Here is a 26,120-nt window from a genome sequence, read left to right on the forward strand (position 1 = left end):
GCGTTTCGGTGAGTACTGGAGTGCGCGAGCCTCTGGGAGAGCCGATTCGCCGCCATCCACTCATACTTCATCATCACGCCCCGCACAGCACCGGCTGTGCGGGGCTACTCGTATTTATCGCAGCAGTCCTCCAAGACCGATAGCGGTCTGACCGCGGTTCAATCCCGCCGATTGGCGTTATAGTAGCTCGTACGACAGAACGATCTAAGATTGTCCTGAATACGAGAGCGATCCTGCGGTCGCTTTCGGAGTGAGAGAGGCGATGCCGGTACGAGTACAACGTATGTCGATAGTCACTATCACCAGAATATCAATTTCAGTCTTCTCTCGGTTTCAAAAACTACTCACTTAATCTACAGTTAACGTTAATCGATAGACGAACCCGGTTCGCGATCTGGTTCGACTCGAGTGAGTCTACAAACTAATCGTCGATAAATGGACTAAGGAACGAAGCCGAGATCCACCCGATGAGACGTCGTCCTGACTGGATAGCGCTGTTAACGAGTGTAGTGAGTTGCGTCAGCTACCGAGTACGGGAAACGGACACTACACCTACGTTCTTGCAAGAGTGGACCGGAACACGGAGCAGAAACTGTGCTTCTCGAGCGAAAATACGACCGAATGTACCGCACCCAGTACGGTCAGTCCCGAAATCGACTGATGTGGAAGCTGCCACGCAGATATATACATAACTAGTCCGATACAATAGGGAACGTACTGTTTCTCGAATCACTATAGCAATACGTAAGGACGAACCTCATCCCCGAGACTCTCTCGAGTGCACACGACTATTGATCGGAGTTCCGTGACGAGCGAGACGATGAAAGTGATCGTCGAGAGGGTGGACGCGGGGACGAGCCCGTAGACGGTGACGAGTCCTACGAGAAACGCCGATCCATCGATAGCACTCATGAGTCCGACGATTCGAGGATGCTCGAAAGCTGGATCCAGACGATCACCGGTAGCATTCCGACGATCCTACTCGCAACCGAGCCTTTGGCGGTGATGCGCTCCACCACAGCGACGTAATGAGCGTCGGACCGATGGCCGCGCCGAGGCCGCCCCAGGCGTAGTCGAGGACGAGCGTGTAGATCGACGTGTTCTGTGCGAGGAAGGCGAAGGCGACGCTCGCTGCCCCGAGGCCGAGCGTGACGTACTGGTAAGTAGCGAACGAGCGTCTCTTGGCTCGCGTCCGGGTGCTGTAGCCGTGGTAGAGTCCTCGACGATCGTACTCGTCGCGACGAGCAGTTGCGAGTCGGCGCTGGACAGCATCGCGGCGAAGAACTCGAGCGTGAGCAGCGGCATGGCGTTGTTCGGGTCCTCGATGCCGTCTGGCCGAAGACGGCCAGCGCGTACAGCCCGTCGAACCCGGCGTCGATGTAGACGACGAACACTACTAGAATACTCGGAACAGTGGCCGTCATTCGTCGCCTCGAAAACCACCGGCTCGCAATCGTACGGACCGGCCGTCGATCAAGCGGAGTTGCGTGAGCCGATACATTTCCGAGCGTATCTGTCCAGACTCAGCCGTCTCTAGTACTCGTCACGAGTTGCTCGCGGCCGTACTCGTCGGTCACATCGTTTCGATGAAACCTAAAATCGGACGTACATTGTCGGTCCACAGAATGACGAAGCGGTGATCGTGCTAGATCCCACTGAAAGTCAGGGAATGTACGCGGTAAACGGCGTCAACACGAGCGGGCCGCTCCGGCGAGTGGCCGCCACAGCACAGTAGATAGTAGCACTCTTTTTTCATTCAGGATCGTGCGTGTCAGTCGACGATTCCGTATCGAGTGAGCTCTGCCCGAATCTCTTCGCGTTTCATCAGTGAGAACCCCGCAACTACGAGGAGGAACCCAACAACCATTGAGAACGTGATTGGCTCCCTAAACAGAAGCCACCCGGTAATTGCAGCAACTACAGGAGACACATACATCACAAGTGTCACCTCGAACGAGGGGCGACGCTGGAGCAGTGAAAAATAGAGCAGATACGCGACGACTGTCGAGATGACACCGAGATAGGCGACTGCCACGCCAGCAATCAGTGGCACCTCACCACTCCACGTTTCTCCAAATAGTGGGCTCAGGGCGTGTAAAAGGACTGCACCGAGGGCCGCTGACCAAGCTGTTTGCACTGAACTGGAGAGTGACATGTCGGCGTATCGAATCAGCACACTCGCCAGCGCGACGCCACCCGCGCCCCCGAATAGAATTGCCTTGCCCAGCAGTCCCTCGGTGAACGTGATCGTTCCGGACGGAACCAGCATAACCAGCACGCCGACGAATCCGACCCCCAAGCCAGCGATAGAGAGAGGGCGAAGGCGCTCTTTGGGAAGGAGCACCCACGAGAACCCGGCTGTTAACACCGGAACGAGGCTAGTCATTATGCCCGAGAAAACGCTCGTGGTCAGGGCCTGACCGATGTACCAGACACCGTTGCCGATTACAGTCCACAATACGCCGCCAGCAACGATCGCAAGCACGTCGCCTTGTGAACGCGGCCTCCAGTCCTCACTCCGGAGGACGACGTACCCGATCATCAGTAGGCCGGCCACGTCGAATCGCAACGCCATCAACAGAAGCGGCGGAAACGTCGAAAGCCCGATTTCGGCCGCTGGAAAGATGGTACCCCATAATAGTGCGAGAAGCCCCAGATCCCGAACGTCTCTCACTGTCGACATTCTATACTCTCCGTGATTTTGTAACCGGAGTAGCTCTCCAGATGCTGATAGACACCACACTGCGCCATTGTCCCGCGAGTTGTACTCGAGTCGCTAGCGTACTCATTCGATTGACAGCCATCTGTTGTCGTTGTCACACACGGTCTTGAAAATATCGAATTTGGCGAATTCGTTCAGAGATAACACTCGACCAGATATACAGTGTCACGTCTGGAGATTCACTCTCTTCAACCGCTAACTCTGTTCCCGAAACTCAGCCGGGCCCACGATATGTGTCGGGATGTCGAAACCGCAGTACCGTCGAGAAGCCCCTTGCCGTCTCTGAGCGTCACCTAGTAGCCGAACCGACCAAACGATTCGATCAGTGCTTCGCATGAGTCCACTCGAGCCCATGACTCAGTCTCACCGTCGCGTTCCTCGAGGAATCTACGATTCGCCGTCGGTGGGTTCTGGGAAGGCGTTCATTGGCCTCGAGACACTCCCCGCAGATCGTGCGGTCAGTTCTCACAAACGCGACGGGGGAGGCCGCTGCCGGTGGTCTCGTCCATCCGATCACCGCAGTGCAGGCAGAACCGGCTCGTGCTCCGACAGCTCCGCTGTACTGCGATTGATCACGAGCGAGGATTTCAGTTGTCCGTCCGATGGACGCGAGTTCGGTGAACGAGAGCCCGTAGTTGGGGAAGGCCAGCAGCGAAATCAGGGTATAACGGAGAATCCACCGCTACCGCGTGGGGCAGTGGATTCGCTCATTCTCTCGTAACTCTTTCCCGCGACGCAACCCTCGTGGAGCAGGAAATTTTGGTTCTGGACAACCGAATCCGCTCCGATCCAACCCCATCGACTTACTGATCCTCTCTAACGTCGTTTGATCCGAATTTCTCAGTATCGGTGTGATAACGGGTCTAGACGCTAAAACCCGGAACTGAGTCTTCAGGATCACGTAAGAACGTGTGGGTCGCGACGATATACGCGGATCCAGCAACCTCCGATGTCATCACGCGGATGCCGTCTCTGTCCTCGTGGTCTTGGAGTTCGCCTTCGAAACGCGTTCCGATCACGCTTTCGTACTGGTATCGCTCGTTAAGGTCGAGTTCCTCCTTGTCGTGAAGAAGGGTCATTTTGGCACAAGTCCCGGATCCGCACGGGGAACGATCGACTTGCCCTTCGCCGAAAATAACGACGTTTCGGTCGGCGTCGTTGTCTGACTCGTAGAACTCCGTAATATCTACTGTCGTACTTTTTCCAGAAAGTGGGTCTCGAAGGTCGAACTCTTGGTTGATGGTCCTCCGGATTTCAAGGCCTAATTCCACGAATTTGTCCGTATTCTCTGTCGCGACTGCGAGGTCAACTGCGGACGCAGGGACAAGTGCGAACACATTACCAGCGTGGACAACGTCTACCGGTACTACGACCGTTCTGCCGCCAAGCGACAGGGTAACTTCGACGTTATCAACAATATATGAGGTGATGTTCTGGACCGCAACTCGGTCGACCCTTCCGTCCTCACTCATCTCTGGACGCGCTGAGACGACACCTGCTGGCGTTTCGATTCGTAACCGTGATTTCGCTTCTAGTCGTCCCGTTTCTATCAATGCAGTCACGACGCCCATAGTCCCGTGCCCACACATGTCGAGGTACCCCCCATTATCCATGAAGAATAATCCGAGGTCTACGTCGTCACGAGAGGGTGGGACCGTAATCGCCCCGAACATATCGTCATGGCCCCGTGGCTCCTTCAGCAGGAACTCACGTAAGTGATCGAATTCTTCGGCGAACTTATCGCGTTGCTCTTGAACCGTTCCGCCCTCGAACACTTCTCGGTTGAGGCCGCCAGTGATGATGCGAGTTGGCTCGCCACCCGTATGCGTGTCGATCGACTCGATAAGCACGTCTGACTGCATATCCTACCATCCGCGAGTTCGAGTATAATGATTGCGCTCCCGAGGGGATCGCAGTGCCACTGAAAAAGACGGCAGTCAGATCCGCAACGGCAACCTATAGTCTCTCTAAGTCGGATATCTGAGAGTCGTTCCAGTCGTAAAACGGCTCGTCGATCTCTTTTAGAGTCTCAACACACTCGTTGTACCGCTGGACCGCGATCTCACGATACGGGTCGTTCGGGTGGTTCTCGATCCACTCACGGAGTTCGAACAGAGCGCGCGGGGAGTAGCTCTCTATCGCCCCTTGTTTGGTTATTAACTCGGCTTTTTTGTCCTCCTCGGAAAGGGTTTTCCTGAGAGCCACTATGGAAGCACACCACAGGGTAATGATCATCGACAGCATGACGACCCAACCGAATGCAGTTAATGTCTCCGCCATTATTAGTCACCTCCTGGCGTCAGAGCGGGTTCATTCGTCTTTCCTCTCCGAATGAACTGCATGAGTAGGATACTCCCGATAGTAAGACCACCCATGAGGGCGAGACCGCTGATTGCCCGCGGGTCCTCGATATTGGTTGCGAAGTAATACCCCATAATGAAGACCATTACGGTCGGAATCACGTATTTGATGATCGGATCCCAGTAAGAGCCGATATAGACGTCGCTGTTATGATTTAAGTCGAGGATGCGAGCGCGTTTCGAATCGATCACCCAGCCGACAAGGATGAGTATCATCAACGTCGCGAGCGGGAGTCCGAAGTTGCCGAACATGAAGTCCATCCAGCCGAGGAACTCGGAGGAATACGCGCTCGGAATTCCGAGCAGCCACCAAGCGCCGACAACTGCTATCACGGACTGAGTACGCGTCAGACGCGTCTCTTCTTTGACCGTCGTTACCCCGACCTCTGTGATACCGAGGCCGGACGAGTATGTGGCGAACAGGAAGCCGAGGAAGAACAGAAGGCCCCAGATGTAGCCGCCGGTCATACTCGGGAAGATCGAAACGAGCGAAACGAAGGTCAACTCAGCTCCCGTAGTCGGTTCCAGACCGAACGCGAAGACGGCAGGGAACACGGTAAAGATGGCGAGTAGACCGATACTCGTGTTCCCAACCGCGGTGATCAGGCCGCCGCCGAGCGGGACGTCGTCGTTCTTTCCGAGATAGCTACCGTAAGTGAGCGCAATACCCCATCCCAGCCCGGTTGAGAAGAGTGCCTGACCGAGAGCAGCAATCCACGTATTTGCATCGGTCATGTACTCCCACTCAGGATTGAACGCGAACGCGAGCCCTTCCATCGCTCCAGGGAGCGTTAGTCCTTTGATAGCGACTGCGGACAGCGTCACCACCAAAGCCGGGATCATCCATTTGACGACTCGTTCAATACCATCCGAGATACCGAAAAGTAAGACGAATCCGACTAGAACCGCAACTAACGTGTGCAGTCCCACCACTAACAGTGGTGACCCAGAGAACGCGGCCCAGAACGCCGTGGGATCGAATCCTGGTTGGTAGAACGTTCCCAGTACCGCGTGCGCCAGATAGTAGATTGTCCACGCGATTACCGGGGCGTAGTAAGACATCAACCCGATATTGACGATGACGACTACGAGGCCCAACCCTTCGGACCACCCCTCTCCGAGGAAGTTCTTAAACGCACCAATGACTCCCCTCTGTGTGTACCGGCCGAGAAGCGTTTCTGCCATCAATCCAGGGACGGCGATGAGGTACAGTAGGACGAGATATATAACCAGAAACGCCCCACCTCCGTTCATTCCAGCAACGTACGGCATTCGCCAGATGTTGCCAGACCCCACCACAGCCCCGATCAGTGCCATAACGAAACCGAACCGTGTTGCCCACTGATCACGGGCGAGTCCTGTATCTTCTTCCATGCTACGAAAAAACATGAATGATACGGTTGTATAAACCTTCCTGTTCTCGTATCATGGACATGGTTACATCAAACCGCCTGCTCGAATGCTGTAATCAGGATCGATCCTCCAGTACTTGGTGATTCCAAAAATAGTTGTAGGGGTCGTGTAGACGACCAGCCAGTGCTCTGTGCTGGTCAGACTGTCATGCAATATCTCGTGAAATCGTTCGATCCCCCATCGTATCGGTCTCAAAATCGGTACATTCGAAGAACGCGTAGGGCAGTGTGGGGGTCCTCGATCTATCAGCGCCTCGCTGAGCAAACAACAGATCGTGGCACTAGACGATTACGCACAGACGTCTGTGTTGCCGATGACTGGTGCGCTCAGCGATCAATGACTAAAACGGTGAACGCCGCGTACGCTGAGCGCACGTACTCGATGATTCGTGAACCGACAGGAGTAGTCTCGTCTCTCGTCTGAAACGGATCTTGTGCGCTGTCGTCAGTAGGAGCGTTTCCTCGGCGTTACTGACTCCACTCCATCAGACGCCGACGACGGCGCGAAGCGCGAACAGCGCGTTCTCCTTCCGTTCGCGGACACGGCGGTAGAAGTACTGCATCCACTTGTCGCCGTAGGGGACGTACTGATTGACCTCGTAGCCCTTCTCGGCGAGTTCTCGCTGTGCGTCCTCGCGGACGCCCATGAGCATCTGAATCTCGAACGGCGTGCCGTACTCCTTGTGGAGGTCGACCGCGGTCTTGAGCATCTTCGTGTCGTGGCTCCCGACCGCGACACCGTGATCGAACTCGCGGAAGAGGAACTCGAGGTGGTCCTCGTAGGCCTCGTCGACGGCCGCCTTCGAATCGAGCGCGACCGACGACGGTTCGTCGTAGGCGCCCTTGACCAGACGGACCGCCGCGGGAACGTCGGCGAGTCGCTCGAGGTCGTCGCGCGTCCGCGTGAGGTTGGCCTGAATCGCGACGCCGACGCCGTCCGGGTGGTCGCGGGCCGCGGATTCGACGGCGTCGAGGGTCGTGTCGGTCGTCGTGTGGTCTTCCATGTCACACCAGACGAAGACGTCTTCGGCCGCCGCGGCCTCGACGATTCGTTCGAAGTTCGCCGTGAAGACGTCCGGACCGACGTCGATCCCGATCTGGGAGGGTTTGACGGAGATGGTCCCGTTCAGGTCGCGCTCGGCCAGTTGGGAGGCGAGATGGCAGTATTCGTCGGCGTCTTCGGCCGCGGGTTCGGGTTCGTGGTAGTGTTCGCCGAGGAGGTTCAGGATGCCGCCCATTCCGTCTCGATTACAGTCGGAAACGTGATCCAGTGCACCGGATGCGGACGTGCCGGCGACGAACCGGCTCGCAATCGGGGGAATCATACCCAATCGCTGGTACGGAACCCCCCTAAATCGATACCCGACCAAAAGATTCTGCTTAGTGTGTGTCGGAATAAACGGCGGAGGCGATCAGGCGTCGTCGGGATTGAGCAACTTCGCTTCGGCCTTCCGGAGGTGCTCGAGCAGCGTCGTCTTCGAGACGCCGAGTTCGTCCGCGAGTTCGCGCGTGCTGATCTCGCGGGGCCAGGCGTAGTAGTTCTGCTCGCAGGCGAGTTCGAACGCTTCGCGCTGTCGGGGCGTGAGACGATCCGTCCGGTCGGCGGTCTCGGACGGGCCGCCGTCGGGCGTGGCGACCCGGCTGACCGAGATTTCCGCGTCTGTCTCGGTCCGGATCGCCTCGAGTCGGTTCCGGATCTCGTCGCGGCCACCGGCGACGAAGACCGGCCAGTGTTCGACGCCGCCTTCGACACGCACCGACGCATCGTGGATGAAGCCGTGGGAGACGAGCGCGTCGCTGATGCTGTGTTCGGGCTCGTACTCGACGAACAGTTCGCGGGTCGCGTTCCCCGGGTTCGGTGCCGTACTGGTCGGTCGTTGTCCGAGTTCGACCGTCGAGTGGGTCAGCGGCGACTCATCCGCGAAAGCGACGAACTCGTCGAGTTGGTTCGTCGTATCGGCGTACACGGTGAAGTGGCCTTTGACCGCGTCCTCGACGGTGCGGTGGACGGTGTGGACGAGCAGACCGGCGTCGACCGCCTCGGTCGCCTGCAAGCCCCAACAATCCGGATGCCAGATCTCGAGTGTGAGTCGTGTGCCGTCCGGAGACCCTGTCGTAGTCGTCGTCGGACTCGTGCTGCTCATGGGTCGGCTCTACTCGCTAGTTCCGTGTGAGCACTATAAACATACTGAATAGCGATAACGCGCGTTAGTTCGCCGCCGATCGGCTCGATTCCATCGCGTTGGTGGCTGAAACGCGGGTTGAGAGACGTCCTTTGCACCGATCGCCGGGGGAGGCGGGCGTTCCCGACCATGGGAGGCCGTGGTTATTCCGCGATGATCCATCATTCATACCGTATGAGTCAGCAGACGACAGCTCAGCCTGACCAGCACTACATCAACGGCGAGTGGACCGACGGGGACGGCGACGAGACCTTCGAAAGCGAGAACCCGGCGACCGGCGAGACCCTGCGGACCTTCCACCGCGGGACCCAGGCCGACGTCGACGCCGCCCTCGAGGCGGCGGAAGAAGCGCAGGACGAGTGGCGCGAACTCTCCCACATCGACCGCGCCGAGTACCTCTGGGACATCTACCACGAACTCCGCGAGCGGACGGACGAGCTCGGCGAGATCGTCACTAAGGAGTGCGGGAAGGAGATCTCGGAAGGGAAGGCCGACGTCGTCGAGGCCGCCCACATGGTCGAGTGGGCGGCGGGCAACGCCCGCCACCCCCACGGCGACGTCGTCCCGAGCGAGATCGGGAGCAAGGACGCCTACATGCGCCGCAAGCCCCGCGGCGTCATCGGCTGTATCACGCCGTGGAACTTCCCGGTCGCGATCCCGTTCTGGCACATGGCCGTCTCGCTGGTCGAGGGGAACACGGTCGTCTGGAAGCCCGCCGAGCAGACGCCGTGGTGCGCCCAGATCGTCGCCGAGATGTTCGAGGACAGCGGCATCCCGGACGGCGTCTTCAACATGGTCCAAGGCTTCGGCGACGCCGGCGAGGCCATCGTCGAGGACGAGCGCGTCGACACCGTCCTCTTCACCGGCTCGGCGGAGGTCGGCCAGCAGGTCGGCCAGACCGTCGCCGAACAGCCCGGCAAGCTCGCGGCCTGCGAGATGGGCGGGAAGAACGCGGTCGTCATCACCGACGAAGCCGACCTGGATACGGCCGTCCACTCGGCCGTGATGAGTTCGTTCAAGACCACCGGACAGCGCTGCGTCTCGGCCGAGCGCCTGATCGTCCACGAGAACGTCTACGACGAGTTCAAGGAACGGTTCGTCGACGTCGCCGAGAACGTCGCCGTCGGCGACCCGCTGGCCGAAGACACCTTCATGGGTCCGCTCGTCGAGGGCGAGCACAAGGAGAAGGTCCTCGAGTACAACGAACTCGCCCGCGAGGAGGACGTCGACGTGCTCGTCGACCGCGACGAACTGGGCGACGACGAGATTCCGGACGGCCACGAGGACGGCCACTGGATCGGCCCGTTCGTCTACGAGGCCGATCACGAGGCCGACCTCCGCTGTACCCAGGAGGAGGTCTTCGGTCCCCACGTCGCGCTCATGGAGTACTCCGGTGACATCGAGGACGCCGTCGAGATCCACAACGACACCGAGTACGGGCTCGCGGGAGCGATCATCTCCGAGGACTACCGCGAGGTCAACTACTACCGCGACAACGCCGAGGTCGGACTCGCGTACGGCAACCTGCCGTGTATCGGCGCCGAGGTCCACCTGCCCTTCGGCGGCGTCAAGAAATCCGGCAACGGCTACCCGAGCGGCCGCGAAGTGATCGAGGCCGTCACCGAGCGCACCGCCTGGACGCTGAACAACTCGAAGGACATCGAGATGGCCCAGGGACTGTCCGCGGACATCACGACCGACGATGACTGAGCGGAGCTGTCCGCTCTGCGGTCAGTCGACCGCCGTCTCGGCGGAGTGGTGTCGACACTGCGGCTGGATGGGACGCTGCGGCGCTGATTAGTCTCGGGCGGGCGGCTCCCGATCAGCACTGATCACACTCAGTCGACGCTACCGCACGAGCCTGGTCGACGATTCTCAGTTGCGACTCGTTCTCAGTAGTCTGTTTCGAATGTGTGAACGTTCGATATTGATACTGATCTGTAGCGGATGATGATTCCCCGAACTCGATCGAAACGGTAGCCGATCGCCACCGTCTATTCACACATTTCGAACGTAGTCGCTGTTCGAGCGTCTTTCCGGTCGATAGCTGCTGAGTGCCCGACAGAATACCTATCAGTCGCACGATCGAATGTTAATATACGGACAAAATCAAGTTATTTCCCACCTTTATTAGAGAAATATACGCGGAAATCCGATACAATTTCTCCGACACGACAACGACCGAATTCACACATTCCGAACGCTTATGTCGGAGCGCTCCCACGGAGGACGTATGACGGACGACGCACCTCGCCCAGTCAAGACGACGAAAACGTCGCTCGCAGTCGTTCGCACGGTTCGCGACAACGACGGCGCCACGTTGAGCGAGCTCGCCGACCAGCTCGAGGTGGCGAAGAGTACTATTCACAACCACCTTCACACGCTGGTCGAGGAGGGATTTCTCGTCCGCGAGGGTGATACCTACCACGTCGGCCTCCAGTTTCTCCCGTTCGGCGAACACGCGCGCGATCGAAACCCGCTGTACGCGGCGACCCGGCGGCGAGTCTATTCCCTCTCGGAGAAGTCGGGCAACGAGGCCGACTTCATCGTCGAGGAGAACGGTCGCGCGTACTCCCTCGAGTACGCTATCGGCGAGTCGACCCCCCGGGGACTGTCGGAGTCGGGACCCTTCCGGGCGGGGAACCGGTTTTACATGCACAACTGCGCCTCGGGCAAGGCGATCCTGGCGTCGATGCCCGAAGCGCGCGTTCGAGAGATCATCGGTCGCTGGGGACTCCCGGCGACGACGGACGAAACCATCACCGACGAGGCGGCGTTGTTCGACGAACTCGAGGCGATTCGCGAGCGCGGGTACGCGACCAACAACGAGGAGCTGATCGAGGGGTATCGGTCCATCGGCGCGTCGATAACGAGTCCGGACGGCGAGGTCGTCGGCGCGTTCTCGATCGGCGGCCCGACGTACCGCATGGCCGTCGACGAGTCGACGACCGAGGAGATCGGTCAGCTGCTAGTCGACGAGATCGACGCGCTCGAAACGGAACTATTCTAACAGGACATTACATGCGTATGTGTGTAATTATGGGTCGGTAACGGGGAGCGCTTACGGCTAACAGCCGACTGAACGGTAGCTACTGGTGGTTCTGAGGAAAAGCAGCGGCTACGGGTGACGCCGTAACCGCCGGAGTTGTCTCCGGCCAGCCACCGCTTCGACGACCGTCGTTACGGTGACCCGTCGCTGGCCAGCGAATCGAATCGCTCCTGAGACGACGGCTCCGAAGCGCTCCGTCCGGGTCGTTTCGGGAGTCGCTGCGCCACGAGCAGGTCGCCGTCCTTGAAAACGACGCGCAGGATATCGCCCTCCTCGACCGACTCGAGCGTCGATCGGGGCGCGACGTGCTGATCGACGAGTTCGCCGTCATCCTCGAGCAGGAGAACGACATATCTCCCGCCGACGATTCGGTCGACGGTGGCGATATAGCGATCCACGTCGGCCGATCCGCAATCGGCCGCGGCCGACCTCGAGCGAGCGCCGTTCGCGGGCGGTGACGGGGCGGCCCCGTTGCTACTGCCGTCGCCGTCGGCACCGGCGGTCGCGGCGACGGCGACCGATGTCAGTCCGAGCGAGCTGAGCGTTCGAAGGACCGTTCGTCGCGTCGAGTGCTGTCGCGTCAACATACCCCCGTTGGCCGCGCGATCACTGATAAAGGTGCGGCGGCGGTGGTAGTCTCTCTATACGATCCATTCGTTCCGTATAGTGAAACCACACGGAGACGAAACCGAACGGCCGGCGGCGTTCCGGCTCGGTTCGGAGTCGCTACTTGACCGTGCTAAATCGGGCTCTCGACGGAGAAATTCTCGAGGTGACCGTCGCTTCGACGCCGTTTCGACGCCGCTTCGAACCGATAGCGGTCGACTCGGTCGGACGCGGGAATCAGCCGTAGGCGAGCGTCACCCGAATCTCGTCGGCCTTGTCTCGGAGTCGGGTCGGCAGTTCCTCGTGGAGGGCCTCGTCTTTGAATCTGCTCGTCGGGCCGAACACGCCCAACGCGCCCAGCAGGTCGTCGTCGGGCGTGTAGACGGGGACGGCGACCCCGCGGAGGCCGTCCATGTGTTCCTGGTCGTTCACGGCGTAGCCGCGCTCGCGGATCGCCTCGAGTTCGGTGCGGAGTTCGTCGGGGTCGGTGATGCTGTTGTCCGTGATCGCCTCGAGGCCCGTCTCGGCGACGAACCGGGCGACGGCGTCGTCGTCCCACTCCGCGAGGATCGCCTTCCCCGAGGCCAGCGTGTGCAGCGGTCGCCGCTCGCCGATCAACGTGTTCGAGCGGCTTCCGTACCGGTGGAGGTAGACGGCCTCGCCGCGCTCTTCGACGGTGAAGACCGCTCGCTCGCCCGTCTCCTGCCCGAGTTCGAACACCGTCCGCTTCGCGGCCGCGTACCCCGTCTCCCGGTTGCGGGCCTGTTCGCTGATCTCGAGCAGTCGGAAGCCGATGTAGTGTTCGCCGTCGCGTTCGACGACGTACCCCATGTCGGTCAGCGTCGCGAGGTGGCGGTAGACGGTACTCTTGCTCAGTCCCGTCCGGCGGGTGAGTTCCGTGATCGTGAGTCCGTCCGTTTCCGCGAGCGCCTCGAGGATCGCGAACGTCTTCCGCGTGGTCGAGACGCCCGCGTCGGTTTCGTCGCCCTCGTCCGTCTCCATACGCGTATATCCGTCACTAACTAGTTCAATGTTCCGGAGAGTGAAACGCGGTTGCAGAACTGCGGAACGCTCGACTTCGCTGTAACGAGATGATTTTCTTCTTTTCGAGTTCCGGAATTGATATCCCGTATCACGAGATAGGTATTTCAGAGCGCGGGAAAGCGTCGCGGATCGCTCCCTGTTCGTAACGGGGTTTCCGTCTCGGAATCGCCTCGAGACGGGCGTCTCGAGACGCTACTGGTAGGCCGGAATACCCGTGAACTCCTCGCCGAGGACGAGCGTGTGGATGTCGTGGGTGCCCTCGTAAGTGTAGACCGTCTCCATGTTGGCCATGTGGCGCATCGGCGAGTAGTCGGTGGTGATCCCGTTACCCCCGAGCATCTCGCGGGCGATCCGGGCCTGATCGCGGGCCGTGCGGACGTTGTTTCGCTTGGCCATCGAGACGTGCTGCGGTCGCATCTCGCCGCGCTCCTTGAGTTCCGCCAGACGGTAGGCGAGCAGTTGGGCCAACGTGATCTGGGTTCCCATCTCCGCGAGCTTGCGCTGTTGGAGCTGGAAGCGGCCGATCGGGCCGCCGAACTGGTCGCGGTCTGTGGCGTACTGGCGGGCCTCCTCGAAGCAGTCGCGCGCGGCGCCGACGGCGCCCCAGGCAATCCCGTAGCGGGCCTGTGTGAGACACGAGAGCGGCCCCTTCATTCCGGAGACGCCCGGCAGGACGTTCTCCTCGGGAACGTAGACGTCGTTGAGTCCGATCTCGCCCGTGATCGACGCGCGCAGGGAGAGCTTCTCGGTGATCTTGTTGGTCGAGACGCCGTCGCGGTCGGTTTCGACGAGGAAGCCGCGGACCGGGGTGTCGGGATCCGACCGGTCGCGCGCCCAGACGACCGCGACGTCCGCGATCGGCGAGTTCGTGATCCAGGTCTTCGAGCCGGTGAGGACGTAGCCGTCTCCGTCCCACTCGGCGCGGGTTTCCATCGCCGACGGGTTCGAGCCGTGTTCGGGTTCCGTGAGGCCGAAACAGCCGACGGCTTCGCCCCGGCCGAGCGCGGGGAGCCACTCCTCCTTCTGGGCCTCGCTCCCGTAGGCGTGGATCGGGTACATGACGAGCGCGCCCTGCACCGACGCCATCGAGCGCAGCCCGGAGTCGCAGGCCTCGAGTTCCTGCATCAACAGGCCGTAGGCCGTCTCGGAGACGTTCGGCGAGCCGTAGCCCTCGAGGTTTGGGGCGTAGAAGCCGAGCTCGCCCATCTTCGGGATGATCTCTTTCGGGAACGTCCCGTTCTCGAAGTGGTCGCCGATGTCGGGCTTGACGTGTTCCGTGACGAACTCCCGGGCCGTATCGCGGATCATGCGCTCTTCCTGACCGAGGTCCGCCTCGAGATCGACGAAATCCAGCATACGTGATACTCTACCAATGTCCGCATAGGTATTACGGTACGTTCCGTCCGACGAATACGTCTCGAGGGAGCATCGATTCCGGGCTGTGGTCCTCGCGGACCGGAGGGTTCGAGCCGAGTGATCTCGCCGCGAACGTACTCGAGGAGGGATGGTGGCTGTCTAACAGGGGGCACGGCCGTTTCGCTAGCGGGATCGACCTTTCGCGCGAACTCACTTAACAAAGTTAGAACTGCATCGAGAATACTTTGCAACTGTTGAATATATCGAAGCTATTTTGGTTCCCGCAGTCGAGCAGTAGCATATGGCATTTACGCTGTCCGACGAACACGAGGCCATTCGCGAGGCCGTCCGCGAGTTCGGTGAGAATGAGATCAAACCGGTCGCCGAGGAACACGACCAGGAAGGGAAGTACCCCGAGGACCTCCGCCGGAAGGCCGCCAAGTACGACTTCGTCGCGCCGAGCATCCCGCTCGAGTACGGCGGTGCCGGGATGGACAAGATAGCCAGTACCATCGTCACCGAGGAACTCTGGCGTGCGGATCCGGGGATCGGCTCCGCGATCGGCAGCGCCGGATTCGGCTCGAGCATGATCATGGAGTTCGGCGACGAATGGATGAAAGAGGAGTGGTTGCCCAAGATCGCCGACGGCGAGATCGCGTCGGTGTCGATGATCTCCGAGCCCGCACACGGCTCGAACGTCGCCGGGATCGAGACGGTCGCCGAGAAGGACGGGGACGAGTACGTCGCCAACGGCAACAAGATGTGGATCACCAACGGGACCGTCGCCGACATCGGCGTCCTCATGGCCAAGACGAGCCCCGGTGAGGGCCATAAGGGCATCACCGCCTTCCTCGTCGAGATGGACTGGGACGGCATCACGACCGACAAGATCGACAACAAACTCGGGATCCGCGCCTCCGACCTCGCGGAGGTCGTTATCGACGACGTCCGTATCCCCGAGGAGAACGTCATCGGCGAGGTCGACAAGGGCTTCTACCAGCTGATGGAGTTCTTCGCCGCCGGTCGTGCCAACGTCGCCGCGCAGGCCGTCGGCGCCGCCCAGGGCGCGCTCGACGCCGCCGTCGAGTACGCCAACGAGCGCGAGCAGTTCGACCAGAAGATCAAGGAGTTCCAGGCCATCGAGCACAAGATCGCCGAGATGGCCACCAAGGTCGAGGCCGCCCGCTCGCTGACCTACCGCGCCGCCAGTCAGGTCGAACAGAACAACCAGGACGTCGCCGCGAAGTACTCGAGCATGGCGAAGCTGTTCGCCTCCGAGATTTCCGTCGAGGTCGCCGACGAGGGCATCCAGGTCCACGGTGGCTCGGGCTACGTCACGGACTACCCCGCCGAACGGTACTACCGCGACGCTCGCATCACGAAGATTTACGAGGGGACCAGCGAGATCCAGAAGAACATCATCGCCGACCAAATCTTCTAGGTCGTTCGCTCTCATCCGTTTTTCATCTGCCTTGCCGGCGAACAGTGACTGGCTGCTCGTATCTTCGCCGTAGCCGGTCGGTCCCATCAGGTCCCGTCACTCGAGCGTAGCGATCAGGGTCCGATCGCGTCCTCGAGCAGTCGTTTCTCGCCCGGAAGCGGTCGTCCGAACGGGAACGCTTTTGACAGTTTCCGCTGTGGATTCACGTATGCAAATCGCAGTCCTCGGAGCGGGCAGTATGGGGCACGGAATCGCGCAGGTCTCGGCGATGGCGGGCCACGACGTCGTCCTGCGGGATATCGAGGCGGACCTCGTCGAGGACGGCCTCGAGGGGATCCGAACCAACCTCCAGGGCGGCGTCGATCGGGACAAGCTCACCGCGGAAGAGATGGAGGAGACGCTCGAGCGCATCGAGGGGACGACCGACCTCGAGGCGGCCGTCGAAGACGCGGACCTCGTCGTCGAGGCGGTGCCCGAGGAGATGGACCTGAAGCGGGACGTCTTCGCGGACGTCGAGGCGGCGACCGACGAGGACGCGGTCATCGCCTCGAACACCTCCTCGCTCTCCGTGACGGAGATGGCCAGCGCGCTCGAGCGCCCCGAGCGCGCGGTGGGACTGCACTTCTTCAACCCGCCCCACATCATGGACCTCGTCGAGATCGTGATCGCCGAGCAGACCGACGAACGCACCGAGGCCTTCGCCGTCGACTACGTGCGGAGTATCGAGAAGGAGGACGTCGTCGTCCGCGACACGGCCGGCTTCGCGACCTCGCGGCTGGGCGTCGCCCTCGGCCTCGAGGCGATCCGGATGGTCGAACAGGGCGTCGCCAGCCCGGCCGACATCGACGAGGGGATGAAACTCGGCTACGGTCACCCGATGGGGCCGATCGAACTGACCGACCACGTCGGGCTGGACGTCCGCCTGCACATCGCCGAACACCTTCGGGTGGAACTCGGCGAGCGGTTCAAGCCGCCACAGTCCCTACGCCGGAAGGTCCAGGCTGGCAACCTCGGCAAGAAGACCGGCGAGGGCTACTACGTCTGGGAGGACGGCGAGCGCGTCGGCACGAGCGGCGACTGGGGTACGGACGAATGATCGGATTCGGCGCGCTCGACGCTACTCTCGAAGCGGTCTTCTTCCCGATTGGCGGGCACCCAGACCGGTGACGACAGTCGCCATCGAACGCACGAACGTCCCGAGGCGTCGATCAGCGGGTCCCCACCGAACTAACGGGCCGCCGTGGCCGCGGCGGCGGACGCAATTTGCGTGCTCGTCTCCACCGGCGGGTGGGCTCGCGCGCGTTCGTTAACCGGTAGGACGTGATCGAGTTCCAGGATTGGGGTGCCTCTCAGACGAACTCATCGCCGCCGCAGAGGGGAAAGAGATCAGCCTCGTCGACGGAGACGAGCTCGACGGTGTCTACGAATTCGGAGTTCGGCGTCGGCAGCGACCGAACCCGATCGTCTCGAGCCGCGAAGAGCGCTCTGAAGGAGCGTTCGCGGACGGTGTTCGAACCCGAGCCGAACCGTTCGGCCGGTTGCGATCGAAGACGACAACGAGGGAATCGAGCCGTCCCTCGAGAGCCGCGAGCCGGAGTTCATCGGCGAGTAGTGAGACGACATAATATTCTACATCAGTTAGAGTATCTCGTTCCATTCTGTTCTATTATACTTTTAATGCTGTGCCATCGATCTCGATCGAGGACGTTATAATTTCGCCCTTTAGAGGCCTCGAACGGATATTATGGCGGAATTAAAACCTTTCATGACTGACTCTGGTAGTTAGCAGGATTCGACGGTATAATCGGCTTATTCGCCCATACTCCGCCGCTTCGTTCGTTTTACGATGTTTCGACGTTCGAAAGTCGTGTTGAAAAATGTCTTTGGAATATATATGATTGTTTTATGGTATTTCGGGGAATGAATGCGAGGGCGACGCCAGCCGCTCGCGGGACGGTCTTCGCGACGAGACTCTCGCGGTCCGCCTCCCCAACCGGGATGGCCATCGCTGAATTCAGGCAAATCGGTGCTCCAACTGTTTATTTGCTGTATAATAATCCCAGAACGATTACTACGAACGGTCGATGGATCTGTCCGGTCGGTCGTCACTCTCTCCGTTCCAGCGGTCGAACGTACGGCGTCTAGCGCACGCGAACGAGTTCGCCGCCGTTTCCATCGACTGCGTGCGTCCAATCATCGCCGGTCGCTTTCGTCGCACCGTCGACGCGTCCGACCTGCAAGTCGGAGTCGGCGAGCCCACGCCGGCGCTTAACACGCCGACCGAACCGATCACGCGCGGCGCGGACGCCGCCGCATCACGACGATCGCATTACGAGGCATGAAACGAAGCATCACGCGCGGGTTTCTCTCGATTGTCAGCATCAAGTTCCTCCTCATCGGTCTCGATTTCCTCTCGTCACCGCTGTTGACCCGGTTTCTGGGAGAGGGGTACGGCGACTACGCGATTCTGATGTCGATCTTTGCGATATACATGATCTTCGTCAGTTCGGGTGTCGGCGACGGCGTCCGAAAGTACGTCGCGGAGGAACGCGACAGGGCCCACTGGGACGAACACGTCGTCGGCTTCTATCTCCGGATGGCGATCCTACTCGCGGCGATCGGGTGTTTAGGACTCGCTCTCGCGGCGCAAACGGGGATCGTAACGTCCCGACTCGGGACGTCGTATCGGACGTACTTCTATCTCCTCTCGTTGCTCGTGTTCACCTCCCAGTTCCGCGAGTACACGCGGCGGACGCTCATGGGATTCGGTCTCGAGCGCTACTCCGAACCGCTGCTCTTCCTCGACAAAATCCTGTTCATCGTCGTCGGCGTCGGCCTCGCATTCCGCGGCCACGGCGTTCAGGGTGTACTGATCGGCCACATGACTGGCGCGGTCACGACCTCGATCGTCGGGCTCGCACTGATTAACCGAACAGTGTCGCTGCGAACCGCGCTCGCCAAGATTCCGCCGAAAGACTTTCCGCGCCGCGAACTGTTCACCTTCAATGCGCTCAGCATCGTCTTGATCCTCTGTTTGACGTCGCTGTACGAACTCGACGTCATGATGCTCGGGGTGCTCGGGACGACGCAGGAAACCGCCTACTACAAGATTTCGCTCACGATCGCGGAGTTCCTCTGGATCGTCCCGCTGGCGTTACAGAACGTGCTCTTGCACTCGACCTCGAATATCTGGTCGAATCGCAACCACGAGCGGATCAACTCGCTCGCCGCTCGCGTTACCCGGTACACGCTGTTGTTTACGTTACTGCTCGCAATCGGAATCGGCACGCTCGCCCCGGTTGCGCTCCCGGTCGTGTACCCCGACGAGTACATCGCGAGTTACGGTCCGATTCTCCTGTTGCTTCCCGGCTGTGTCGGGTTCGCGCTGGCGCGACCGATTCTCGCGATCGGACAGGGCAAAGGCGATCTGCACGTGCTGATCGCCTCGACCGGTGCAGCGGCGGTCGGCAACATCGTGCTCAACGCACTGTTGATCCCCCAGTACGGAATGTACGGTGCGGCGACCGCGACGAGCATCAGCTACGGGACGATGTTCGTGTTTCACGTCTGGAGCGCCAGAAAAATCGGGTTCAACCCGGTCACCGGTGCGCGGATTCCGCGGGTCATTTTCGCGGGCGGAGTCGCTGCGCTTCCGATCGGCCTACTGGCACGACTTCTCGGGGATTCGATCGTCTCACTGGTCATCGTCCCTCCGATGGGTGCAGCGATCTTTCTCGTAGCCGCGATCGTCGTCGGTGCGCTCGACCTCGACGAGGTTATCACCCCCCTCGAGACCGCACCGGACCCGATCGGTTCGTTCGGCTCTACCCTCCGTGCTAAATTCGACGGTGTCGACGATGACCGCGGAGCGGATGGCCACGAGTTCCCAGCCGATGACGCGTCACCCGTCGGAGAGAGACAGCAACCGAAAGACCGAAACACGGCGGCAAAAGGCAACGTGGGCTCGAGTTCGGACGTTCGCGAGCGACTGGAAACCATCGAAACCAGGATCGAACGGCATAGAGATCGCCTCGAGAGCCAACAGGAGACGATCGAGCAATTGATCGACGAACTCCGACGAGGACGGTGACGGGTTCGTTCTCGGCCTCCCGCTCGGTGACCGAGCGTCCGAACGCGGTCACCGAAAACGAGGTTCCCTCACCCGCTATCGACCTCGCAGAACGCGAGTCGCCAGTTCGCGCCGTCCGCGAGCTGGGCTCCGGACCGCGTCCAGTCCAGCGGCGGTGTCCCGGCCGGTCTGACGACGTGCGTCGACGGCGAGGTGCCCCACTTCAGGGGCGCTCGCTGGTCGCTGTGAAAGCCCCGCGACCGCAACACTGACCGGGGGACCACCGACCCGGGAGCAGCGATGACGTCCGCATCGCCGGTTTCTCGAAGCACCGCGTCAAGGAGTGCAGCCAGTGTCGCCTGCCGGGACGGGAACGGGGACGAACTCGTCCCCGCTGCGAGCGGGAGGACGTCGAGGATTCGGGCGACCGTCGGACCGCTCGTTCGATCCCGTCGACCGTAGACGACCGCTGCGACGGGCGCTCCGTCCCGCGTTGCGACGATCGTGCGGTACGTCCAGAGCGGATTCGCGAATCGCCACTCGTAGAACGTTTCGTCGCGAACGACGTGAAATTCCGGGATCGTCTCGGACGAAGCCAGCGTCGCGAGCAGCGAGGATGGCACGCGATCGTACCGCGAGAGTTCGACCGCATCGGTCGGATCGGCGAATCGATCCCGGATCGAGACGTACCCGCTCGCCAGCGATCGAACGATCGGCTCGACCGGCTCGAGTTGAGGGAGCCACGCGGTCGGGTTTTGGATTCGGTAGTACGTCTCTCGCTCGCTCGCGACCCGCCAGCCGAGTTTGAGATTCCCCGGAAGCGAGCGGTGGTTCGGGAAGTTGAAGAACAGATCCGCGTCGTCGTATCTGTCGATCGCCCGCTCGGTCAGCCGCGTGAAGAGTCCCCGACGCTGGTGCTCGGGACGGACCATCGAATCACAGGGCTGGAAGGCGCTGAACTCGTCGTCGCCCGCGGCGAGGCGAAGCGGGAAGAACGCCCGCGCGCCGACGAGTTCGTCGTCTCGCTGTGCTACCAGGATCGGAACGTGGTTGACGTACGGATTCCGTTCGTACTTCCACGTGAACCAGTCGGTGCCCATTCGCCCGCCCAGTACGTCGGCGAACAGGTCGAGAAACGCGTCCCTATCGGCCGGTTCGTACTGTCGGATCTCGTACGGGTCCGAATTGGTCATCGATAGACGTTAGTTGTTCTCGAATGTCGATCCCGGTCGACTCTCGTTTCGCACCCTGTCTGCGACCTCGGCCATGGTTTCGACGCGTAGGCCGTCCGTGCTTCGACGACGGTTGATGTATCCCATAATCGATTGAAGCCGTTGGTAGTGCGCCGGCGTCCGGAGGTTATGGGGGTGAAGCCACATGTGCAACACGCCGTCCGTTTGGGCAACGCGGTCGAGCCCGGATTTCACTTGTTTGACTACCGGATCCTCACCGAACGCGGAAAACAGTTTTCTATACTTCGCTTCGAAGTTGAACAGGTAGATCGACGCCGGCACGTTGACCAGGCCGTGGTCGTCGACGTACGGGTCGACGATCGGCGGCACCGGTTTTCCGACCGCCGCGCTCGACAGCTTCGTCATCTGTCGCATCAGCGTACTCTGCGAGTCGCGGAGCGGGTTCGTACCGCGATAACAGTCGAAACCGTGTGCCGCGAGCGTGTCCCGGTGTCGGATCCTGTTGACGGGGAAGACGAACGATGACAGGTCGTGGTCGCGGCGCGACGCGGCACGAACGCAGTTTTCGATCTCTCGAGTTGCGAACGCTTCGTCCATTCGATCGTGGTCGAAGTGAACGTGCGTGAACCCGTGACCGGCGATTTCGTGGTCGATATCGGCAGTCGCGATGTCGTCGACGAGTTCGGCTCCGTACCAGATATCGGTCGCGGGAAGGTCTTCGATCGATTTCTGGCAGCATCGCTCGCCGGCGGGGTGGTTCCGGTGTCTGTCAGTACACGAGCGCAGGAATAGATGCCCGGTAACCGCCCATGTCGCCGGAATTTCGAACGCGTCGAATAGCTCTCGGAGGCGACGCCAGTTCTGGCGCGTGTTGCGAAGAAACGTCTCCGACACGGATTCGTCGTGGTGAAATCCCCAGCCGACTTCTGCATCGAGGGAAATGACGACCGATCCCATCTGATTACGTGCGCGATCCGTGCGCGATCGCTGATCGAAACCGAACGTGCGTCGTCTGATTGGAGTCGGACCGGATCCGTCGTGTAATTGATACGGCGTACTGGCAACTCATGTCGAGTGAGTCATCGAGACTATCGCCCATATTTTCCCGGACATTAAATTCGGTTGTAGCAGTTACACAGATACTTAGCGTCTAAATTTGATTGCTGTAGAGAAAATCAATCAGAAGTGATAGAACCGCGTACCGTTTGTCGAACTCATAAACGAGAATCGCGGCCCCCGTTCAGACCGTATCGATCTCGTACAGTTGGGTGGCAGTGACCGGCCGAGCGACGGGTTGACGGCGTGATACTCACCATTATCGGCGTCAGTTGCTCGTGGATCAAGTATTCGCGACGACCCCGCGGGCCAACGTTTCGGCTTTGAAATAGTTACACTACCGCAGATATCGTTGCTGATTTCGGACGCTTCGGAACGGACCATTCGGGAGCGGGATTTTTCTCGAGGGATGATCACTTAAGCGCCGCCGGACAAGGACCAACTATGTCACTGGAGTCGAGCGCCGACCCGGCCGCCGATGGACGTGCGAACTACGACTACCGAAGCGACGAGGTCGATCGGCCGGCGCTGGTCGACGACCTCGAGCGACTCGTCGACTGTGACGTTCGCGGCGACTCCTTCTCCCGAGAACTCTACGCGACCGACGCCAGCGCCTACGAGGTGACGCCGATGGCCGTCGCCTTCCCCGAGTCGACCGCCGACGTCGTCGGGATCGTCGAGTACTGCGCCGAACGGGAGATTCCAGTGCTCCCGCGGGGCGGCGGCACCAGCCTCGCCGGCCAGACGGTCAACCGCGCCGTCGTGCTGGACTTCACGCGACACATGAACGAGATCCTCGAGATCGATCCCGACGGACGGACGGCGACGGTCCGGCCCGGGACGATCCTCGGGACGCTGAACGAGGCCCTCGCGCCCCACGACCTCAAGTTCGCGCCCGACCCCGCCTGGGGCGACAAGAGCGCCATCGGCGGCGCGATCGGCAACAACTCGACGGGCTCGCACTCGCTGAAGTACGGGAAAACCGACGCGTATCTCGAGGAGTGCGAGGCGGTTCTCGCCGACGGCACCGTGACGACCTTCGGCGAGGTCACCCTCGAGGAGCTCGCCGACCGCGCCGACCCCGAGGGCGGTCTCGAAGAGCGCATTTACGCGGAAGTCGGTCGAATCGTCGACGAGGAGGCCGATCTGATCGAGGAAACGTATCCCGATCTGAAGCGCAACGTCTCCGGCTACAACCTCGATCGACTCGTCGCGGAGGCTCGCGGAGCGGAACTGCCGGGCGGTGAAGACGCGGGGGAACCAGGGACGGTCAACCTCGCGCGGCTGCTGGCCGGCAGCGAGGGGACGCTGGCGATCGTCACCGAAGCGACCGTCTCGCTCGAGCCCGTCCCCGAGACGAAGGCCGTCACCCTGCTGTGCTATCCGGACCTCCACGAGGCGATGCAGGACGTCGACCCGATCCTCGCACACGACCCCGCCGCGGTCGAGGTGCTCGACGACGTCCTGATCGACCTCGCGCGCGACACCGCGGAGTTCGGACCGGTCACCGAGATGCTCCCCGGGGGGACCAACGCCGTGTTGCTGGTCGAGTTCTACGCCGAGAACGCCGACCACGGCGAGGAGCAGGTCGCCGGCCTGCTCACCGATCGCCTGCCGTCGGCGACGCCCGCCGGCGAGCCGGCTTCGGACGCTCCGCGTTCCGACGCGGAGACGCTCGCCCTCGAGGCCCTCGAGGCCTACGAAAAAGAGGAACGCGCCCAGCTCTGGAAGCTCCGCAAGTCCGGGCTCCCGATCTTGCTCTCGCGGACGACCGACGAGAAGCACATCTCTTTCATCGAGGACACCGCGATTCCGCCCGCGGAGCTGCCCGAGTTCGTCGAGCGGTTCGAGGAGATCCTCGAGAAACACGATACCTACGCCAGCTTCTACGCCCACGCGGGTCCGGGCGTGCTCCACGTGCGGCCGCTCGTGAACACGAAAACCGGAATCGGCCTCGAGCAGTTACACGGGATCGCCGACGACGTCACCGATCTCGTCGTCGAGTTAGGAGGATCGGTCTCGGGCGAACACGGCGACGGCCGCGCCCGCACCCAATGGAACCACAAACTCTACGGGGACGAACTCTGGCGAACGTTCCAGGACCTCAAGACCGCCTTCGATCCCGACTGGCTCCTGAATCCGGGCCAGGTTGTCTTCCGCGACGACGATCCGACCGACCTGCGCGATCACCTGCGGTTCGACCCCGACTACGAGTTCGAAGCCGGCTTCGAGCCCGCCCTCGAGTGGGAGAACGACAACGGCATGCAGGGGATGGTCGAGCTCTGCCACGGCTGCGGCGGCTGTCGGGGCGAACAGGAGACCACCGGCGGCGTGATGTGTCCGACCTACCGGGCGAGCCGCGAGGAGATCACCGCCACCCGCGGGCGGGCGAACGCGCTCAGGCAGGCCATGAGCGGCAGCTTAGAGCCAGAGGAGGCCTTCTCCGACGAGTTCGTCGAGGAGGTGATGGGACTGTGTATCGGCTGCAAGGGCTGTGCCATCGACTGCCCGAGCGAGGTCGACATGGCGAAGCTCAAGGCCGAAGTCACCCACGAGTACCACCAGCGCAACGGTGCGACGCTGCGGGATCGGCTCTTCGCCAACGTCGCCACCCTCTCGAAGTGGGGTTCCCAACTCGCGCCGCTCTCGAACGCCCTACCGAAACTGCCGGGCGCCAGGAAAGCCCTCGAGGCGACCGTCGGTATCGCGTCCGATCGGCCGCTGCCGACGTTCCGCGCGACGACGTTTCGGGACTGGTTCGACCGGCGCGGCGGCGCGCGGATCAGCGAGCAGGACGCCGATCGGAGCGTCGTCCTCTACCCCGACACGTACATCAACTACAGCCATCCCGAAGCGGGGAAAGCCGCCGTCCGCGTCCTCGAGGCCGCGAACGTCCACGTGGCGGTTCCCGACGAACTGGGAGATACGGGTCGGCCGGCGTTCTCGAAGGGCTTCCTCGAGAAGGCCCGCGAAACGGCGCGCGAGAACGTCTCGAAGCTCGCGCCGCTCGTCGCGGAGGGACGAGACGTCGTCGTCATCGAACCCTCCGACGCGGTCATGTTCCAGCTGGATTACCTCGATCTGCTCTCCGACGAGCGCGCCGAACGGGTCGCGGCCGCGACCTACGGCGTCTGCGAGTACATCGATTCGTTCCGGCTGGACGAGACGATCGCGTTCGATTCCGACGGGACCGCCGAGTCGCTGACCTACCACGGCCACTGCCACCAGAAGGCCGTCGCCAAGGACCACCACGCGGTCGGCGTCCTACGCCGGGCGGGCTACGCCGTCGACCCGCTCGATTCCGGCTGCTGCGGGATGGCCGGCTCGTTCGGTTACGAGGCCGAACACGCCTCGATGAGCGACGGAATCGGAGAAATCCTGTACGAGCAGGTCGACGCGAGCGAGGGCGACCGCGTCGTCGCCCCCGGGGCGTCGTGTCGCACGCAACTCGAGCACCGACCTGGCGCCGACGAGAACCCGCCGACGCCGATCGAACTCGTCGCCGAAGCGCTCGAGTAACGGCTTTTCATTCACTTCTGTTCTCTCTCTCTCTCTACTCCTATTTCTCCACTTCTATCACTCCTATCTCTTCTCATTCCTATCCCAGAACTGATGATACTCCCACACCC

17 protein-coding genes and 1 pseudogene are annotated in these 26,120 nt (G+C 61.3%); 6 read left to right on the forward strand and 12 right to left on the reverse strand.

All coding sequences use genetic code 11. The features are described from left to right. Positions 1–804: 804 nt before the first annotated feature. The 7 genes and pseudogenes from C477_RS24975 to C477_RS17525 form a co-directional block, all read right to left on the reverse strand. A pseudogene (locus C477_RS24975) lies at positions 805–1,400 on the reverse strand (sodium:solute symporter family transporter); the annotation flags it as partial. Between the two features lie 371 nt (positions 1,401–1,771). Then, the gene (locus C477_RS17500) at positions 1,772–2,683 is read right to left on the reverse strand and encodes a DMT family transporter (protein WP_049914652.1); all 912 of its coding nucleotides are present in this window, start codon (positions 2,681–2,683) and stop codon (positions 1,772–1,774) included. Positions 2,684–3,585: 902 nt separating this feature from the next. After that, positions 3,586–4,584, reverse strand: coding sequence for a proline racemase family protein (locus C477_RS17505; protein ID WP_008895864.1), 999 nt, complete (start codon positions 4,582–4,584; stop codon positions 3,586–3,588). 94 nt (positions 4,585–4,678) lie between these two features. Beyond that, positions 4,679–5,002: a hypothetical protein gene (locus C477_RS17510; protein WP_049914653.1), complete on the reverse strand. Its 324-nt coding sequence runs from the start codon at positions 5,000–5,002 to the stop codon at positions 4,679–4,681. 2 nt (positions 5,003–5,004) lie between these two features. Next, a complete protein-coding gene (locus C477_RS17515; protein ID WP_008895866.1) occupies positions 5,005–6,456 on the reverse strand; it encodes a sodium-dependent transporter in 1,452 nt (483 codons plus the stop codon). A gap of 523 nt (positions 6,457–6,979) precedes the next feature. Further along, complete coding sequence (locus C477_RS17520; protein ID WP_008895867.1) at positions 6,980–7,819, reverse strand: proline dehydrogenase family protein; 840 nt, start codon at positions 7,817–7,819, stop codon at positions 6,980–6,982. 87 nt (positions 7,820–7,906) lie between these two features. Beyond that, entirely contained in the window at positions 7,907–8,638 is a 732-nt protein-coding gene (locus tag C477_RS17525) for a helix-turn-helix domain-containing protein (protein WP_049914654.1), read from the reverse strand. Between the two features lie 213 nt (positions 8,639–8,851). Here C477_RS17525 and C477_RS17530 point away from each other — a divergent pair, with 213 nt between their 5' ends. Next, positions 8,852–10,387: an aldehyde dehydrogenase family protein gene (locus C477_RS17530; RefSeq protein WP_008895869.1), complete on the forward strand. Its 1,536-nt coding sequence runs from the start codon at positions 8,852–8,854 to the stop codon at positions 10,385–10,387. Positions 10,388–10,910: 523 nt separating this feature from the next. Next, entirely contained in the window at positions 10,911–11,687 is a 777-nt protein-coding gene (locus C477_RS17535) for an IclR family transcriptional regulator (protein ID WP_008895870.1), read from the forward strand. Positions 11,688–11,857: 170 nt separating this feature from the next. Here C477_RS17535 and C477_RS17540 read toward each other — a convergent pair whose 3' ends face one another. The 3 genes from C477_RS17540 to C477_RS17550 all read right to left on the reverse strand — a co-directional run bounded on the left by C477_RS17540 (position 11,858) and on the right by C477_RS17550 (position 14,732). Beyond that, positions 11,858–12,313, reverse strand: coding sequence for a DUF3006 domain-containing protein (locus C477_RS17540; RefSeq protein ID WP_008895871.1), 456 nt, complete (start codon positions 12,311–12,313; stop codon positions 11,858–11,860). 256 nt (positions 12,314–12,569) lie between these two features. After that, positions 12,570–13,334 carry an IclR family transcriptional regulator gene (locus tag C477_RS17545; RefSeq protein ID WP_008895872.1) on the reverse strand — a complete coding sequence of 255 codons (765 nt, stop codon included), beginning with the start codon at positions 13,332–13,334 and terminating at the stop codon, positions 12,570–12,572. Between the two features lie 234 nt (positions 13,335–13,568). Continuing rightward, positions 13,569–14,732 (reverse strand): acyl-CoA dehydrogenase family protein, encoded by a 1,164-nt coding sequence (locus C477_RS17550; protein WP_008895873.1) that lies wholly within the window; start codon positions 14,730–14,732, stop codon positions 13,569–13,571. A gap of 301 nt (positions 14,733–15,033) precedes the next feature. On the opposite strand from C477_RS17550, the gene C477_RS17555 reads away from it, so the two are divergent. From C477_RS17555 to C477_RS17575, 3 genes are all read left to right on the forward strand, one after another. Next, complete coding sequence (locus C477_RS17555; RefSeq protein ID WP_008895874.1) at positions 15,034–16,173, forward strand: acyl-CoA dehydrogenase family protein; 1,140 nt, start codon at positions 15,034–15,036, stop codon at positions 16,171–16,173. Between the two features lie 208 nt (positions 16,174–16,381). After that, positions 16,382–17,269 (forward strand): 3-hydroxyacyl-CoA dehydrogenase family protein, encoded by an 888-nt coding sequence (locus tag C477_RS17560; RefSeq protein WP_008895875.1) that lies wholly within the window; start codon positions 16,382–16,384, stop codon positions 17,267–17,269. Positions 17,270–18,511: 1,242 nt separating this feature from the next. After that, the gene (locus C477_RS17575) at positions 18,512–20,263 is read left to right on the forward strand and encodes a lipopolysaccharide biosynthesis protein (RefSeq protein ID WP_008895878.1); all 1,752 of its coding nucleotides are present in this window, start codon (positions 18,512–18,514) and stop codon (positions 20,261–20,263) included. Between the two features lie 68 nt (positions 20,264–20,331). On the opposite strand, the gene C477_RS17580 is transcribed toward C477_RS17575, so the two are convergent. Together C477_RS17580 and C477_RS17585 are read right to left on the reverse strand one after the other, a co-directional pair. After that, on the reverse strand, positions 20,332–21,435 hold the full coding sequence (locus C477_RS17580; RefSeq protein WP_008895879.1) for a GNAT family N-acetyltransferase: 1,104 nt from the start codon (positions 21,433–21,435) through the stop codon (positions 20,332–20,334). Between the two features lie 9 nt (positions 21,436–21,444). Next, positions 21,445–22,392 (reverse strand): polysaccharide deacetylase family protein, encoded by a 948-nt coding sequence (locus C477_RS17585; protein ID WP_008895880.1) that lies wholly within the window; start codon positions 22,390–22,392, stop codon positions 21,445–21,447. 543 nt (positions 22,393–22,935) lie between these two features. Here C477_RS17585 and C477_RS17590 point away from each other — a divergent pair. After that, positions 22,936–26,010: an FAD-binding and (Fe-S)-binding domain-containing protein gene (locus C477_RS17590; protein ID WP_008895881.1), complete on the forward strand. Its 3,075-nt coding sequence runs from the start codon at positions 22,936–22,938 to the stop codon at positions 26,008–26,010. Positions 26,011–26,120: the final 110 nt, after the last annotated feature.

It is taken from the genome of Haloterrigena salina JCM 13891, assembly GCF_000337495.1.
Lineage (GTDB): Archaea > Halobacteriota > Halobacteria > Halobacteriales > Natrialbaceae > Haloterrigena > Haloterrigena salina.

Excerpts from the sequence above, each read along its gene's own strand:
- C477_RS17505 (WP_008895864.1), bottom strand. The coding sequence starts at position 4,584 with ATGCAGTCAGACGTGCTTATCGAGTCGATCGACACGCATACGGGTGGC.
- C477_RS17525 (WP_049914654.1), bottom strand. The coding sequence starts at position 8,638 with ATGAGCAGCACGAGTCCGACGACGACTACGACAGGGTCTCCGGACGGC.
- C477_RS17550 (WP_008895873.1), bottom strand. The coding sequence starts at position 14,732 with ATGCTGGATTTCGTCGATCTCGAGGCGGACCTCGGTCAGGAAGAGCGC.
- C477_RS17520 (WP_008895867.1), bottom strand. The coding sequence starts at position 7,819 with ATGATTCCCCCGATTGCGAGCCGGTTCGTCGCCGGCACGTCCGCATCC.
- C477_RS17515 (WP_008895866.1), bottom strand. The coding sequence starts at position 6,456 with ATGGAAGAAGATACAGGACTCGCCCGTGATCAGTGGGCAACACGGTTC.
- C477_RS17510 (WP_049914653.1), bottom strand. The coding sequence starts at position 5,002 with ATGGCGGAGACATTAACTGCATTCGGTTGGGTCGTCATGCTGTCGATG.
- C477_RS17580 (WP_008895879.1), bottom strand. The coding sequence starts at position 21,435 with ATGACCAATTCGGACCCGTACGAGATCCGACAGTACGAACCGGCCGAT.
- C477_RS17535 (WP_008895870.1), top strand. The coding sequence starts at position 10,911 with ATGACGGACGACGCACCTCGCCCAGTCAAGACGACGAAAACGTCGCTC.
- C477_RS17590 (WP_008895881.1), top strand. The coding sequence starts at position 22,936 with ATGTCACTGGAGTCGAGCGCCGACCCGGCCGCCGATGGACGTGCGAAC.
- C477_RS17540 (WP_008895871.1), bottom strand. The coding sequence starts at position 12,313 with ATGTTGACGCGACAGCACTCGACGCGACGAACGGTCCTTCGAACGCTC.
- C477_RS17555 (WP_008895874.1), top strand. The coding sequence starts at position 15,034 with ATGGCATTTACGCTGTCCGACGAACACGAGGCCATTCGCGAGGCCGTC.
- C477_RS17585 (WP_008895880.1), bottom strand. The coding sequence starts at position 22,392 with ATGGGATCGGTCGTCATTTCCCTCGATGCAGAAGTCGGCTGGGGATTT.
- C477_RS17530 (WP_008895869.1), top strand. The coding sequence starts at position 8,852 with ATGAGTCAGCAGACGACAGCTCAGCCTGACCAGCACTACATCAACGGC.
- C477_RS17545 (WP_008895872.1), bottom strand. The coding sequence starts at position 13,334 with ATGGAGACGGACGAGGGCGACGAAACCGACGCGGGCGTCTCGACCACG.
- C477_RS17575 (WP_008895878.1), top strand. The coding sequence starts at position 18,512 with ATGAAACGAAGCATCACGCGCGGGTTTCTCTCGATTGTCAGCATCAAG.
- C477_RS17560 (WP_008895875.1), top strand. The coding sequence starts at position 16,382 with ATGCAAATCGCAGTCCTCGGAGCGGGCAGTATGGGGCACGGAATCGCG.
- C477_RS17500 (WP_049914652.1), bottom strand. The coding sequence starts at position 2,683 with ATGTCGACAGTGAGAGACGTTCGGGATCTGGGGCTTCTCGCACTATTA.